The following is a 15,003-nucleotide window of genomic DNA, read 5'->3' as shown; positions in this document are numbered from 1 at the left end:
TTTCTCAACTTGGTGCATCGGAACCTTGCTGTCCATCCACGCGTTCAAATCTGTATTTATCGCGCGATTCGAACTTGTTCATCGTCAAATGAAAGGCTTCGGACAGATCGATATCCAGTGAATTCGATAAGCTGATCAGAACGAACAGCACATCGGCGATTTCTTCTTCCATCGGCTTATGCGGCTCGCTGGGCTTTTTCTGTTTCTCGCCATACACGTGATTGACCTCACGGGCGAGTTCACCGACTTCTTCAGATAAACGTGCCAACTGAACGAGAGGAGAAAAGTAACCGTCTTTGAACTGGCCAATATAATCATCCACTCGGGTCTGCATGTCTTGCATATCTGTCATACACTCATTCTCCTCAGTCCGTTGGTTTTATGAAGGGGATACTTCATTCTCAAGTTTCATTTCGATATCTTTCAGCGATTCTGTGAGTTCGTAAAATTCTTCCCGATCATCTGTTTCAAGAGCATGATCGATATCCTCCAAAAGCTGTTGTTTCTGTTCCTGCAGGTAAAAACTGTCGACAGCTTCATCCACCTGCTGATCCAGTTCATCCGGCATGCGGTCATTCCACTTCGCATAGGGATTGTCTTCCAGCACTTCCGCATATTCCGGAGACAGCCAGGATTCCTGAAACAATAGTTCAACGTAAAGGTCAGTATGCCAGTTGAGCCTTACTTCGTGAAAGGCCTGTTCGGGGTGATCGAATTCCTGTCCGTCCTTGTAAAAACGGAAGGCTTCCTCATCCGTGCCGACCGTTCCCATTTTAATGCCTCGAGGAGTTTTATTCGCTTCTTCAACGAATTTCGTTTTATTCAAGACAATGTCATGATTGAGTAAATAGTTTAAGATCCACATCGATTCTCTGCGTTTCATCTGATAGCGCTGCAAGAACCACTTCAGAAACTTTTTCTTGTCTTTTAACTGAACACGACTATACATGGATACTCCCCTCCTTTTTCCTTATTAACAGTATACCAAAATTAATAGCTTTCTTCATTCTTAATCCACTCGACGACTTCCAGGTCATCCGGATTCAAGGCGATATAGCGCTTGGCTTCTCTGATAAAGCCTTCCCTGTCGCCTTCTTCGCGAAGGAACAGCGCATATTCTTTTACAAAAGCCGGTGTATCCTTTAAGGAATAATAAGCTTTTTCATAATTGTCGCGGGCCTTGTCATACGCTTCTTCCATATTATACGCCTTGGCGCTGTTCCAGAAAAGCTGCGGGTCTTCTTCCCCGGTCTCCAGCTTCATTTCCATCAGGGACAGGGCTTCGCCGTAGCGTTCCTGCTCGATCAGCAGATTGGTAAGGTGAAGTGTAATAGACAGGTTCTCGGGATCACGGTCCAGGGCTTTTCGGTAAAAGTCTTCGGCCGCTTCGGCATCGCCCTTAGCCAGGCTTGCTTCCGCACCGATACTGTACAAGAGCGGGTTCTCCTTGTCATAATAGCGCCCTTCGTCAACGACTTCCAGCGCTTTGTCTTCGTCATGTTCTTCCAGATACCCTTTCGCCAGATACACATACACAGACGTATAGCTCGGGTCGAGTTCCTTGACCTTGTTGAAAAGTTCAATGGCGCGTGTGTAATTATTTTTCTGATAATAAAGGTATCCGAGCTGGAACAGATGGTCGCTCGATTCCTGCATCTCGACGGCTTCGTCCATGTAGTCGATCGCATTGTCCAGATCACCGATCGCGCCGTAAGCATTCCCAAGCCGTCCGTGAATGCTCGTTCCGGCAAACTCGAGATGGTGACCGGTGAGAAGGTTTTCGTAGTAGCCGATGGCCTCTTTATACTCGCCGCTGGCAAAAAGCAGTTCGCCCAAGGCAAAGTCGATCACCGGTTCCTCCGGCAGCAGTTCTTTTGCCAGCAGCAGCTTCTGTCTGGAGACTTCCGGCAGGTCAAGCGTCTGGTAATAGTCTGCGGAAACTAAAAGGGCCTGAACATAGTAAGGACTCGATTCATCGACCTGATCCAGCCATTCAAAAGCTTCCAGTTCATTGCCTTCTTCGATCGCGATCTCAGCCAACGTCAGTTTCAGGCCATCCTCATCGGGAAACTGCGTAAGCAGATGGGTGACAATTTGTTTCGTTTCGTCTAAAAAGCCCAGGTCATACAAGGTTTCGATCAGGGCATACAACTCTTCTTCCGTATCTTCATCGATCGCTTTTTCAAGCAGCGCGTGGGCCTGATCCAGCTCTTCGTTCCGGATCGCTTCGATCATCTGTGTTGAATAGGACATCTCAAATCGCCTCTTTTTCTCGTCATTATTCTTTTATCTTAACATAGACAGACCGGCATTTCACAAAAAAGTCACCAGCTCCCAACTTTGCAGAAATCGAAAACGCAGCCAGAAGCAAATCTGTCTACGATACGTTTTTTTAGGTCAAACGGATGACTATCGCGCCATTTAGTCACCAGTGAAAAACAGGTTTGCAATGAGAAGGCAGGAGTGAAAAAACTTAGGTCAGCTGAACCGATATTAAGTTTGAGCAGGCAGTAAATCGCTCTAGTACGCCAGACTCATTGTAACGGTGTCTCTGAGCGGTCACTAAATCAGGTCAGTTCTACCCGCTCCGAGCGATTATGATTTCGGGAAGTCAGAAAACAGGGCGTCTCCTTCCTTCTGGAACTGAAAGTAACCTCGAGTGGTCAAAACTAGCCCCTTTTTCAGCCGACTCAGCCATTTCGATATTTCGAGCGGTCGCTACACCCCTTCATTATTGCCTGCTCCAGTAAAAAGATCAATGAGTCTGTCCAACAAAAACGCATACTAACCACTCAAATAAAAAGAACAATGTGAGTTCGTCATAGTTTCTCTCAGGCACTCTCTATCAATCGAATCATACAGCTTTTTAAGATAGGGATCTTTCAGGCTGGTGCCTGAAAGAAACACTTTGATAAACCACGGTAGAGTCAAAAAAATCATATAACTAATACTTTGACACATTCTTTAAAAAAACACATAAAGCCCCCTCAAAGTAGTTGATCTCCTTCGACCATCTACTTTGAGGGGGCATCGGATCATGCTGTTCCGATTTTTCTATGAATCATATCTTACTTGACTTTCTTTTTGAAGAAATGAGCTGCTGAACCCAGGGAAACACTTCCTAAACCGATCAGGCCAAGTGTCCAAGTGGCGGTAGCCGTTTCAGGCAGACGTTCACCTTCTTCTTCAGAATCTTTATCTGAATCTTTTTCGTCGTCTGTATCTTTGTCAGAATCAGAGTCTTTGTCTGTATCTTTCTCGTCATCTTCTTTATCTTCTTCCTGCTCTTCTTCCTCTTCTACTGGTTCTTCAGTTTCTTCAGGTGTTTCTGTTTCTTCTTCCTCTTCTTCTTGTTCTTCCTCATCTTCTGGTGCTTCAGGATCCTCGATCAAACCGTATTCGATCAGTACGGACTCAGGAATGACACCGTTATCGATCAGTTCATACACATTCAATGCTTTTGAATTGAAGCTTCTTCCGCCATCTTCAGCAACAGGTAATTCGATGTTGCCTGCGTTGACTTCTGCAATGATATAGTCTCTTAAAGGATGATCCAGGTCTGCGCCGACGATTTCCCAGTTGTTGTCTGTTTCAGGGTCGATGGTGCCGGCTTCTCTGATCGTGTCAGCGATATAGGATCTCAGAGATTTCGGATCCGATTCAAAGTAAGGGTCCTCTGTCACGATACCCATTCCTGACAGTCCACCGTATCTGTAGTTGTTGATGGCCAGTTTCAGTACTTGATCGTCTTCCAGTGGTTCACCGTTGAACATCACATCAACGATGCGCTCACCTTTCGGCTTAGAAATGTCCACTTTGTAATCGACGCCCTGGAACATGTCGTAATTATAGCCTCTGATTTCAGGATCGAAGCTGATCGTGACATCGCCTTCAGTATACTGGTTGTAGTAGTCTGCTGACCATTCCATATATTCTTTCAGCTGGGCCCCTGTCACTTCGACCCCGACTAATGTGTTCGGGTATTTGTAGATATCAAAAATATCAGCATAGGATAAATCGCCGGCTTCCAGATTTGAGTCACGGTTGAACAGGGCGGCACCTGCCACGTCTGCTCCGGTTGCTGCAAGCTGAACATTGTTGATCAAGTCGATCACTGCAGTATCCTGCAGCTGCGCTTCCGGAATGCCTGCCACTTCTGATTCTGGAACAAAGTCGCCAGAAGCTTGTCCGATGACTTCATCTAAAAAGTCCAGCGTATTGGCATGGTATTCTGCAGCGTATGTTTTCAGTTCCTCAGATGCAGCATAGCTTTCCACTGAAATCAAATCGACCGTGCTGCTTTCAACCGTGTACTCTTCACCCTCTTGAGAGATCTCCAGGTCAAAACGAACGACCTGTTCACCGGCATCGATTGCTCCACCAACAGCTGTGCCGTCGTACATTTCTTCTACGGCTGAGTGACTGTGTCCAACTAGGAGGGCACTGATTTCCGGATAAGCTTCAAGTATTTTCTGAGCATCATCGTTTATGTAGCCCCCGGTTTCTTCATAACCACCTGTATAGCTCGAATGAGAAGACGCAATGATGACATCGGCTTGTTCATTCAACTCTTGCATAGGTGCTTCAGCCGCTGTTAAAAAGTCTTCGAATTCCAGTTCGGTGACTTTCGGTCCATCCCATTTTGGTATGTTAGGGTTCGTGAAGCCAATGATCCCGACATCGATCCCGTCCACTTCGACGATCGTATAAGGGAGAGCAAAGTAACTGTTATCTTCTTTGTGTTTAATGTTGGCTGCCAGTATAGGGAATTCTGCTTCGTCCATTATTTTATCTACCAGATCCAGACCAAAGTTGAATTCATGGTTGCCCAGCGTCATGGCGTCATACCCCATAAAGTTCATGACATCGATCACCGGATTAGTTAAGCTGAGATCCGTATTGTACAGATCATCTGTCAGTATCGTTCCCTGAATCGCATCGCCGTTATCGATAAGCAGCGTATTCGGATTTTCGGCACGAATGTCTTCAATGACAGAATAAACCTTTGCCATTCCCATATCTTCTACTTCTTCGCCGTTCTCGTAGCTCCAGTTATAAATATTCCCATGTAAATCAGTTGTTCCGACGATCGTTAGTTTGGTGTTTTCTTCCGCTGCATAAGCCTCATTAGGCAGTGTAGCTGAAAGTGAAGCCATTACAGTGACGCATGTAAGCAAGCCAAGTTTCTTGGCGATTCTATTCTTATTTGTCATAGATACTTATCCTCCTGTTTTTTACTAACTATAATCTATCTGAATGACGATCTGTTCCACCTGAAAACTATACCCTGACTTAAAGCAACCAACCACGCCCCTTTATGATTTTCCAGAGAAAGAAGGCAAACAAAAGCATAGTGAAAGAGCATTGTTCAACCTCAAACTAAGGTCCACCAAATTTGTTGTACTGTTTTTCTATAATAGCATAAAAGAAAGCGATTACATTAGATAATTAGTGTTTTTTAATGTAAGTGAAATATATTACAAGTAAAGCACGCCAGGTCCTGATTCTGGTACATTAAAACAACTGCGGGAGGCCGCCGGCGGGTTATCCGATTATTTTTATATTATAAAAAGACGATCGGGAAATAACTTTCCTGACCGCCTTTAAATTATCCTGCTGCTTCACTGTTCACATTGTTTTGCATCAAGGGTTCATCCGGCAGCGGATCGATGTAGGTCTTGTAGATCACGCGCAGGAAGTATACACATAGTAGCGCTGACGCAAGTTCAGATAAAGGGTAAGACCACCAGATGGCCTCCACTCGTCCCGTTAATGAAAAGAGAAAGGCCAGCGGGATCAGAACGACCAGCTGACGGGTGATCGAGACATAAAGTCCGAACATCCCCCGACCGAATGCCTGGAACACCGTACTCACGATGATGCTGAAGCCGGCGAACAGGAAACTCAGGCTGATGATCCGCATAGCCGGTATCCCTATCTCAAGCATCTCCGGCGACGCATTGAATAGATCAAGGAGTGCGACCGGGAAGAACTGAAACAGGATTAGGCTCAAAAGCATGATCGCCGTGGCATACTGGATACCCAGACGGATCGCTTCTTTGATGCGTTCCTTGTTACGCGCCCCAAAGTTGAATGCCACGATCGGGATCATGCCGTTATTCAGACCGAACACCGGCATAAAGGCGAAACTCTGCAGGCGGAAGTACACGCCGTATACCGCAATGGCCGTCGGCGAAAACTGCATCAGGATCTTGTTCAGTGAAAAAATCGTGACTGAGGTGATGGCGATCATAATGGCTGACGGCACCCCGACCACATAGATGCGCTTGATGGTATCCAGATGCGGTCGGAAATTCGTGTACTGCAGTTTGATCTCATCGTTCTTGTAGTAATTCAAAAAGATACCAATAAGTGCCGCGATCGTCTGACCGATGACGGTCGCCACGGCCGCACCGGTCACGCCCATGGCCGGAAACCCGAACCAGCCGAAAATAAAGAGCGGGTCTAAAATGATATTGATGATGGCTCCGGACCCCTGGATCCACATGGAATACACGGATTTACCGGTCCCCTGGAGCAGTTTTTCAAAAATGACCTGTAGAAAAAGGCCTAAAGAAAAAATCATGATGATGCGCAGATACACTTCACCCTGGGCCAGGATTTCCGGATCGCTCGTTTGGCTTCTGAAGAAGAACGGTACGATCGTCAGCCCCAGCACCAGGATGAACAGATAATGGATGATGGACAAAAAGACACCGTTACTGGCAGCACTGTTCGCCTCTTCAAACTGGTTCTCTCCCAGCTTTCTTGAGAGGATCGCATTCATACCGACCCCCGTCCCCACCTGGATCGCGATCATCAGGTTCTGGATCGGAAAGGCCAGCGTCACGGCCGTCAGTGCATTCTCACTCAACTGGGCAACAAAAATACTGTCGACGATATTATAAAGCGACTGCACGATCATAGACAGCATCATCGGCAGTGACATACTGATCAAAAGCTTATTGACGGGCATGATGCCCATTTTATTCTTTTTCATAATCGACTTCCTTATCTCTAAGTAATGACTCCACTCCGTCCAAAGATTAAGGCTGGAAGTATCACCTTCCTGTCGGACAGAATGCCTTACATTCTTTTATTTTATGTATATTCAGACTGATATATTAGTTCAGCTAAACCAACCTAACCATGATACCTGACTTCTTTAGGAAATGCTATATGTAAAAGTCTGGAAAGTGTCATGTTCTGGTTGTTCAGCTTCAGTAATGACCATACTCGCAGGCGTGCGAGTATGCACAGCCTTAAAAAGCACTTTTTTCTGTTTATTTGGAACAACTGCCTGCTGATCTAGCCTAAACTTGTACCGAAAACGTCTTAGCGGGACAAGTGGCGCCCGTTTTCATGCTCACTTGCACCGAATAGCGCTTTGCAGAACAAGTGAGCACCCTTTCCAGGCTCACTTGTCCCGAATACACCAAAAAACAGCGGATCCCGTTTGGTGACGGGATCCGCTGTTTGACTTTTCTATTCTATTCGGTCGATTCTGTGTAATAAAACAGTTCAAAAATGAAGGTGCCGGTATAACTGTTTCCGCCTTCTTTCTCATAGGAAAAGGCAGTGAGGTTCCAGACCCGTTCTTCATTCGTCAATTGTCTGAATAACTGGCGAAAATTCTCCGGTGCATCGGTTGACACCTCAGCCTGATAGACGTTTTTCACGAAAGACGCCGGCAGACCATCAACGGCTTCACCGTCACTCAAGCGGGAAACGGTCAATAAGCTGACGTCTTCATCCAAGGCCAATTGTTCCAACGTAATCATGGCTTCATTGGCGCTGTCCCCTATAGGCAGATAGGTCTCTGTCTCTGAATAACTGGCTTCATACTCAGTCAGCCGTGCTTCTTCCGGCGGGTACGCCGCCAGAACCGTTTGCTGGTCGCTGACAAGCTGGCTTCTCAGCTCAGCTTCCTGCCTGACTGGTTCGACAAAATACAGATTACCATAATAGAAGAAGCCAAAGAGGATCGTGATCAGGGTTAACGTCACGAGAAAGGTCTCTCTTGTCCATTTCATCGTCATTGTGATCGTGCCTCCTCACGCAAGGCCTCGACATCTAAGTCGACAGTTAATTCAAACAGGAACTGATCGGATTCGGCTTGCTGGCTCTCCAGACGCAGGAACTGGACACGGTCGACATATGAACGCGCTTCAAGGTCGTCAATGATGGCGGCTGCCTCAGTCACTTCTGTATTTTCGAGTAACAGAATCGCCTGATCGGCATCATTCAACTGAAAAGAAGCGACTTGCTGACCTTCATTGGATACAGCTGCCGATAAATCTTCAGTCACATAAACCATAGGGAATCGGGCTTGATCCAAATTCTCCTGTACCTGGGCAGCCTGACTGGCTAACTCATCCAAACTTTCTATCTCTCTGGATAACCCCACCTCTTCCGCGTTCACTTGAATCCACTGGGAGTTGTCCTGTTCAAGATTCGAATAGGCCGCATGGGTATAATAAAAGTAGGTGCCTATCAATCCAAGGAAAATAAAGAAGATACCGGCCAGAATATAAGGAAGGACATTGATCGCTTTTTTCTCAAAAAAATTGACCTCAATCATGAACGATGCCCTCCTTGCCTGGGGATGCTTTCTTGCCACGCAGTGATTTTTGCTTACCTTTTGCAGATTTATCCTGTTTTTTTCGTTTATTTGAACCCTCTTTGATCGACAACCCATGAAGCGCACTGAAGCGCTGTCCGATCGTTCCAGGCAGGTCAAGCAGGTGGATTTTGGCATCGAAGCGTTCTTCTAACCGGGTTTTCAGTTCAGTTAACTCTGGATAATAGCCAGTCAGTACGATGTCTGTGACCGTCCCTTCGCCATCCAGGACTGAATAACGGTAAAAGTCCAGGAAGCGTTCCAAACCATTCAACTGGTCATCCAGCATATCAGCCAGCTCTGGTTCAGAATCTTTCCAGAGCCATTCGCCGTTTTGACTTACCGTCCAGGAATCGGCCAAACGAGCCGAGCGTGAATGCCGATTGAATCTCGGGCTGTCCTGATTGAACACCATGATCGACAGATCGATCGGGTTCCACTCTAACAGCAGGGTATGATTGTCAGGCTCTTTGTCTATGAGATTCTGCTGATCGGCTAGACGGTAAAAACACAGGGCAGGAATATCAGCTACCGCCGGTTTTAAGGAGGCCTTTTGTAAAATCGCCTTGTATTGTTCGATATATTCACCGGGATAAGCGAGGATCACGACTTTTTGCTTATCATCGCTTTGTTCGGTGATTTCAAAATCGAAAACGGGGTGTTCAAAAGGTAACCGGATCGACTGATTGATATGTAGGGATAAATACTCTTTCACCTCGGAAGGAGTCAGTTGACCGGGGATCATCTCTTCTCTCACAGTGACAAAATCATTCAGGAGCAACAGATGTGTTTTGGCATTTTTCCATTTCTTCTCCTTAACTAAAGCATCCAGTCTGGTCTCCAGCAAGCCGGCATTCGTTATTTTGCCGTCTTCTGTGATCGTCGCATCAAAGACGATCTCATCTTTGTCAACGACTGAATGATTTTTGGGATCAAGAGCTAAATAACGCAGACTGTGATCCAGCAGCTGAAGATATAATAAGGGTTTTGAGCTGAATAGCATGACTGTCTCCTCCAATGATAGAATAATGACTTACAGAAACAAATTGAGGTACCAGCTGATGATGACCTCGCCAAAGTAAAACACCGTTAATGCGGCCAGACCGATATAGGGGCCAAATGGGATTTTTGTCTTGCGCCCAGCCTTTTTCATCTTCATTAATATCCCCCCAGCAAGCGCACCGTATAGTGTCGACAGGAAAAAGAGTAACAAGAAGTGGCTGAACCCGAAAATGAAGCCAAACAAAGTATAGTATTTCAGATCCCCGACGCCCATCCCGCCTTTGGACAGAAGGATGATCAATAAGACCAGCAGAAAAGCGAAGCCGGCCCCGATGAAAGAATCATAAAAGGGGGACAATGGGTATAGAATCCGGTATAAGATAAAGAAAGGACTGAAAAACAGCAGCAGACGATTGGGGATACGGCTGTATACGATATCCGAGACGGTAACGGGAATGATCAGTGAAATAAGCAGCAAGCCCAACATAAGTTCAGGACTAAATCCAGTCAAATAATAAGTAAAGGCAAACAGCAGTCCCGTTGTCAGTTCCATGACTGGATACAGTGGCGAAATAGACTGTCTGCATCCCCTGCATCGCCCTTTTTGAACAGCAAAGGACCAGACTGGAATGAGCTCTTTCCAAGTTAATGTCCGTTCACACGTATCACAGTAAGACCTTTTTGGGTTGAAAAGACTCTTGGTCGGCACGCGAAGACCCACGACATTAAAGAAGGACCCGAAAACAAGTCCGTATAAGAAAAAAGTAAGTATGATGAAGTATTGCATTTGAAAAGTCTCCTATGTAGTAAGAAAGACCCCAACGTGGGGTCTTTCTTAACGATTATTATTGATTATTATTCATAGTTTTCACTCATGATTTAATTAAGAATCAGGATCTGTTAAACTAGCCCCACCATTCTCAGTCTGATAAATAGTAGTTGCATCAGTAAAATTGCTTGTCAACAAATCACTGTCTTGTCGTTCGTCTATATACCCTTCATCAACCAATGTTTCTACAGTAACTGAAGCTACTGTTGGATTTTGAACAAAATAAAGTCTACCAGCGTCTACAACAAGAGTTTCTTCAGCAGTAGCTGCGTCTTCAGAAGCTCTATCAATCACTCCACCAATCGAAGGTATCGCAATAGCCAATATAATCCCCAAAATTACAATAACCGCCAATAGTTCCACAAGTGTGAACCCTTCTTCTTTGTTCATGAGCTGTTTGATCTTGTTTCTCATTCTTCTTCCTCCTAATAGTTTTTTCACTCTATTAGGTATTAATCGATCGCTATGTAAATGATTAAAAACGGATTAATTAATACTGATTCGAGTGAATAGTTTTACATCCTTAGTTGTATAACCTTCTAAAGGATAAAGATAACGTTTATCACATCAAAAGGTTGGTACAAGAATAATTATAGAACACTCATTGCATATTTACAACAATATACAACTGGTATATGTGAACAAATTATTAAAATGCTTCGAAAAGACTGAACATCGGTACGACGATCGATAGGACGATCAGGCCGACGATCACTGCCAGAAAGATGATCAGCACGGGTTCGATCAGCGACTGCAGTTTATCTGAGGCTTCGTTGACTTCCTGATCATAGATATCCGCTACCCTTTTCAGCATATCGTCCAGCGCCCCACTTTGCTCGCCGACCCGTATCATCTGGATGATGAGCGGCGGGAAGACCCAGTGTTCGGACATGGGTTTTGCCAGAGATTCGCCGCGTTCAAGAGACGTGCGTGAATCCAGCAGAACCTCTTTCACGACCCGGTTACCCACAACTTCGCTGGTGACTTCTACGGCCTGCAGGATAGGAACTGAACTGTTTATAAGCGAACTGAGTGTCTGCGTCATTCGGGCCAGGACCGCTTTTTGAATAAATGTACCAATGATAGGGATCTTCAAGGCGTATTTATCAATATAGTAAGCCACATCTTCTCTTTTCTTCAATTGCATGAAGGCAAGTGCCAGTATTGCGGCCATTATGCCGAAAATCCACCAGGTCTGTTGAATGAATTCACTCAGGGACAATACGATTTGTGTTATAAAGGGCAATTCACTCCCAAAGGATGCAAATAAATCACCGAATATAGGCACAATGAACAGCAATAAGAAAACGGTGATGATGATGGCAAAAGAGCCAACGATCATCGGATAGGTCAACGCTGTAGAAACTTTCTGCTTGATCCGGTATTGTTTTTCATAATACGTGGCCATCCGGTCCAGTACTTCCTCGAGCTGACCACTAACCTCTCCGGAACGGACCATCTGGATCAGCAACTCAGGGAACAGCTTCGGATATCTTTTCATTGCTTCTGACAGAGCGATCCCTTCTTTGATGTCGACCGCGATTTCTTTCAAGGCTTCTTTCAGGGCTTTGCTTTCAGACTGATCAGCCAGCAGCTCGATCGATTCCACTAGCAGGATGCCCGCTTCCATCAAAGTCGCGAACTGTCTCAGAAAAATAACAAACTCTTTCTGCTTCAACGGCCGTCCGATCGCGACGTCCCTGTTCAAGATATCATTCATCGGTTTCACTTCGTAGACGATGAGATTCATCTGCGACAGTTCACTGACCGCCTCTTTCTGATTGGTACTGTCCAGTTTACCTTTGATGACTTTCCCTTCTTTTGATTTTGCTTTATATGCAAATGTAGCCAAGGGTATCCTCCTTTCCGTACATGTTATGCCCGATTAGTTGTGTAAGGCCAAAGTGCAGATGATTTGATCCGCTTCTGAGTGACAAGGTCCTTGATACTCATTTCCATCGTATGCATCCCCTGATCTCTGGACGTCTGCAAAACATTCGGGATCTGATGCATTTTTTCGCTGCGGATGAGATTTTTGATGGCACTGTTGTTGATCAGCATTTCAGTCGCGACCGCGCGTCCTTTGACATCGATCGTGGGGAACAAACGCTGAGACATGACGCCGAGCAGCACATTGGCGAGCATGGTCCGTGTCTGGTTACGCTGGTGTACCGGGAACACATCGATGATGCGGTCGATCGTTCCGGCTGTGTCCTGTGTATGTAGTGTTCCCAGGACCAGGTGGCCCGTTTCAGCTGCCGTAATGGCTGTCTGGATCGTATCCAGATCACGCAGTTCCCCAACGAGGATCACATCTGGATCCTGCCTCAGTGCAGCGCGCAGACCATTCTTGAACGATAAGGTGTCAAAACCGATTTCACGCTGTTCAATGATCGAATGATTGTGTGAATGCAGATATTCGATCGGGTCTTCCAGAGTAATGATGTGCCTGCTCATATGCAGGTTCATATAATCGATCATCGAGGCCAAAGACGTACTCTTACCACTCCCCGTCGGCCCAGTGACCAGAAACAGGCCGTGAGGATTTTGTGCGATTTTTTCCAGTGTTTTAGGAATACCCAGTTCATCGATCGTAGGGATGTCACTGGAGATCACTCGAAAGGCGAGCGACACAGCACTGCGCTGATAGAAGATATTGACCCTGTAACGGGAGATCCCACCTATCCCGTAAGACAGATCCACCTCACGCTTTTTGTCGAGTGTGTCCCACAGTTCTTCTGTCAACATCGCTTTTGCCATTTCAGCTGTGTCTTTCGGTAGAATACGCTCACCTTGCTGGGGCGTCAGCTGGCCATCGATTCTGAAAATAGGTGCTGACCCAGCCACCAGAAGTATATCTGAAGCTCCTTTATAATACCCTGCCTTAAGTATGTCATTTAACTTTTCCATCGAATCCCTCCTCTAGGCATCCAGTGAAGCTACACGCAGGACCTCATCGATCGTTGTTTTTCCCTGCTTCACTTTTTCTAATCCATCATCGATCAGGAACCGCACGCCTTTTTCCTTTACATGTTTTTTTATCTGCTGCATGGAAGCCTGATTCATCATCAGCTCTTTGACTTCATCTGTAATGACGATCAGCTCATGAATAGCCATGCGTCCCCGATAGCCGGTATGACGGCAGGCGTCACATCCCATACCTGTCGTTATTTCTTCTATCGACATATGCCGTTTTTCAAAGAGCTCTTTCTCGATCGGGCTGGCTTTTCGCGTCGATGCACAGTCTTTACATACTGTTTTAACCAGACGCTGCGCCATGACCCCACTAAGTGAAGACACGACCAGATAAGGTTCCACTCCCATATCAAACAAACGCGGAATGGCTTCTATGGCACTATTGGTGTGCAGCGTACTGAACACCAGGTGACCGGTCAGAGACGCACGGATGCTTATTTCAGCTGTTTCGGTGTCTCGGATCTCACCGACCATGATGATATTGGGATCCTGACGCAGGATAGAACGCAGCCCTTTGGCAAAGGACAACCCGATCGGTACATTGACCTGGACCTGATTGATGCCGTCAAGCTGATATTCCACAGGGTCCTCGATCGTGATGATATTGCTCTCCGGACTATTCAGTTCGTTAATGGATCCGTACAGTGTCGAGGATTTCCCTGAGCCCGTGGGTCCTGTCAGCAGGATGAGCCCGGATGGCTGCTTGATCAGTGCCTCGTAATCTTTCAGCGTATCCTCTTGAAGTCCGATATCTGACACCCGGTTAAAAACGTTGGACATGTCTAAAATACGGATAACCACTTTTTCACCAAAGACAGTCGGCAAGGTGGATACACGCAAGTTGACTTTTTTATCTAAAATATAGGTACTGATCCGTCCGTCCTGGGGGAGCCTTGATTCAGTGATATTCAAGCCAGCCATGATTTTGATACGGGCGATCAGCGAATTCATCAATGATTTGGGTAATGTCCGGTCACTTCTTAAGACGCCGTCAACACGGTAGCGCACGGAAACATTGTTTTCCTTTGGATCCAAATGGATATCCGACGCATACAGCGTCACGCCGGTTTCCAGTAACTGGTCAAAGATGCGGACAGCAGGGGCATCTTCCCCTTCCATTTCTTCGACATTGACTTCTTCAGCATCGTAGAGACGGTTGATTGTCTGTAAAATGTCGTCTTTCGTCGCCAGCATCGGCTGAAGGTTATAGCCGGTCGACAACTCAAGCTCTTCGATCGCATAAAAATCTAATGGGTCGTGCATCGCAACGATCAGCCGGTTATTCTCGCGATTGATCGGCAGGAGCAATTTGGACCGGGCAAAATCTTTGGATACAAGACTGATCAAAGATCGATCGATCTGATACTGATACAAAGAAACACTTTCCAGTTTCAGCTGGATCTCCAGGATGCCAAGGAGCTGTTTCTCCGTGATATACCCCTGATCAACTAAAGCTTCTCCCAATTTTTGCGATTTTTTCTTCTGGTTCAATGCTTCCACAATCTGTGTTTCTGTGACCAATCCTGAATCTTTAAGGAAATCACCTAATTTTTTTCGCTCAGCCATTTTTTCACCG

13 protein-coding genes are annotated in these 15,003 nt (G+C 46.0%); all 13 read right to left on the bottom strand.

Translation table 11 applies throughout. The features are described 5' to 3' along the window. Window positions 1-4: 4 nt before the first annotated feature. Window positions 5-352: a nucleotide pyrophosphohydrolase gene (locus BM049_RS07695; protein WP_177188639.1), complete on the bottom strand. Its 348-nt coding sequence runs from the start codon at window positions 350-352 to the stop codon at window positions 5-7. Between the two features lie 27 nt (window positions 353-379). Further along, the gene (locus tag BM049_RS07690) at window positions 380-949 is read right to left on the bottom strand and encodes a ReoY family proteolytic degradation factor (protein WP_091530141.1); all 570 of its coding nucleotides are present in this window, start codon (window positions 947-949) and stop codon (window positions 380-382) included. 41 nt (window positions 950-990) lie between these two features. After that, window positions 991-2,253, bottom strand: a complete 1,263-nt coding sequence (locus BM049_RS07685; protein ID WP_091530139.1) for a tetratricopeptide repeat protein — start codon at window positions 2,251-2,253, stop codon at window positions 991-993. 815 nt (window positions 2,254-3,068) lie between these two features. Next, window positions 3,069-5,213, bottom strand: coding sequence for a bifunctional metallophosphatase/5'-nucleotidase (locus BM049_RS07680; RefSeq protein ID WP_218147229.1), 2,145 nt, complete (start codon window positions 5,211-5,213; stop codon window positions 3,069-3,071). Between the two features lie 395 nt (window positions 5,214-5,608). Next, the gene (locus tag BM049_RS07675) at window positions 5,609-7,000 is read right to left on the bottom strand and encodes an MATE family efflux transporter (RefSeq protein ID WP_091530136.1); all 1,392 of its coding nucleotides are present in this window, start codon (window positions 6,998-7,000) and stop codon (window positions 5,609-5,611) included. Window positions 7,001-7,490: 490 nt separating this feature from the next. Then, the gene (locus tag BM049_RS07670) at window positions 7,491-8,039 is read right to left on the bottom strand and encodes a hypothetical protein (RefSeq protein ID WP_091530134.1); all 549 of its coding nucleotides are present in this window, start codon (window positions 8,037-8,039) and stop codon (window positions 7,491-7,493) included. After that, window positions 8,036-8,581: a hypothetical protein gene (locus tag BM049_RS07665; protein WP_091530132.1), complete on the bottom strand. Its 546-nt coding sequence runs from the start codon at window positions 8,579-8,581 to the stop codon at window positions 8,036-8,038. The genes BM049_RS07670 and BM049_RS07665 overlap by 4 nt, the downstream gene beginning before the upstream one ends. Continuing rightward, window positions 8,574-9,623, bottom strand: a complete 1,050-nt coding sequence (gene pilM, locus BM049_RS07660) for a type IV pilus biogenesis protein PilM (protein ID WP_091530130.1) — start codon at window positions 9,621-9,623, stop codon at window positions 8,574-8,576. Before pilM ends, BM049_RS07665 begins: the two co-directional genes overlap by 8 nt. Before the next feature lie 30 nt (window positions 9,624-9,653). Then, entirely contained in the window at window positions 9,654-10,409 is a 756-nt protein-coding gene (locus BM049_RS07655) for a prepilin peptidase (protein ID WP_091530127.1), read from the bottom strand. A gap of 96 nt (window positions 10,410-10,505) precedes the next feature. After that, window positions 10,506-10,865 carry a type II secretion system protein gene (locus BM049_RS07650; RefSeq protein ID WP_091530126.1) on the bottom strand — a complete coding sequence of 120 codons (360 nt, stop codon included), beginning with the start codon at window positions 10,863-10,865 and terminating at the stop codon, window positions 10,506-10,508. A gap of 235 nt (window positions 10,866-11,100) precedes the next feature. Then, window positions 11,101-12,303, bottom strand: coding sequence for a type II secretion system F family protein (locus BM049_RS07645; RefSeq protein ID WP_091530123.1), 1,203 nt, complete (start codon window positions 12,301-12,303; stop codon window positions 11,101-11,103). A gap of 23 nt (window positions 12,304-12,326) precedes the next feature. Beyond that, complete coding sequence (locus tag BM049_RS07640; protein ID WP_091530120.1) at window positions 12,327-13,361, bottom strand: type IV pilus twitching motility protein PilT; 1,035 nt, start codon at window positions 13,359-13,361, stop codon at window positions 12,327-12,329. A gap of 12 nt (window positions 13,362-13,373) precedes the next feature. Next, entirely contained in the window at window positions 13,374-14,993 is a 1,620-nt protein-coding gene (locus BM049_RS07635; protein ID WP_091530119.1) for a GspE/PulE family protein, read from the bottom strand. Between the last annotated feature and the right edge of the window lie 10 nt (window positions 14,994-15,003).

This window comes from Alkalibacterium subtropicum, assembly GCF_900112455.1.
GTDB classification, from domain to species: Bacteria; Bacillota; Bacilli; order Lactobacillales; family Carnobacteriaceae_A; genus Alkalibacterium; species Alkalibacterium subtropicum.
This window is presented reverse-complemented; position numbering and strand designations above follow the sequence as displayed.

Bases quoted from the DNA above. Each gene is read 5' to 3' on its own strand.
- BM049_RS07640 (WP_091530120.1), bottom strand. From the start codon at position 13,361: ATGGAAAAGTTAAATGACATACTTAAGGCAGGGTATTATAAAGGAGCT.
- BM049_RS07695 (WP_177188639.1), bottom strand. From the start codon at position 352: ATGACAGATATGCAAGACATGCAGACCCGAGTGGATGATTATATTGGC.
- BM049_RS07655 (WP_091530127.1), bottom strand. From the start codon at position 10,409: ATGCAATACTTCATCATACTTACTTTTTTCTTATACGGACTTGTTTTC.
- BM049_RS07665 (WP_091530132.1), bottom strand. From the start codon at position 8,581: ATGATTGAGGTCAATTTTTTTGAGAAAAAAGCGATCAATGTCCTTCCT.
- BM049_RS07680 (WP_218147229.1), bottom strand. From the start codon at position 5,213: ATGACAAATAAGAATAGAATCGCCAAGAAACTTGGCTTGCTTACATGC.
- BM049_RS07690 (WP_091530141.1), bottom strand. From the start codon at position 949: ATGTATAGTCGTGTTCAGTTAAAAGACAAGAAAAAGTTTCTGAAGTGG.
- BM049_RS07675 (WP_091530136.1), bottom strand. From the start codon at position 7,000: ATGAAAAAGAATAAAATGGGCATCATGCCCGTCAATAAGCTTTTGATC.
- BM049_RS07685 (WP_091530139.1), bottom strand. From the start codon at position 2,253: ATGTCCTATTCAACACAGATGATCGAAGCGATCCGGAACGAAGAGCTG.
- BM049_RS07635 (WP_091530119.1), bottom strand. From the start codon at position 14,993: ATGGCTGAGCGAAAAAAATTAGGTGATTTCCTTAAAGATTCAGGATTG.
- pilM (WP_091530130.1), bottom strand. From the start codon at position 9,623: ATGCTATTCAGCTCAAAACCCTTATTATATCTTCAGCTGCTGGATCAC.
- BM049_RS07670 (WP_091530134.1), bottom strand. From the start codon at position 8,039: ATGACGATGAAATGGACAAGAGAGACCTTTCTCGTGACGTTAACCCTG.
- BM049_RS07650 (WP_091530126.1), bottom strand. From the start codon at position 10,865: ATGAGAAACAAGATCAAACAGCTCATGAACAAAGAAGAAGGGTTCACA.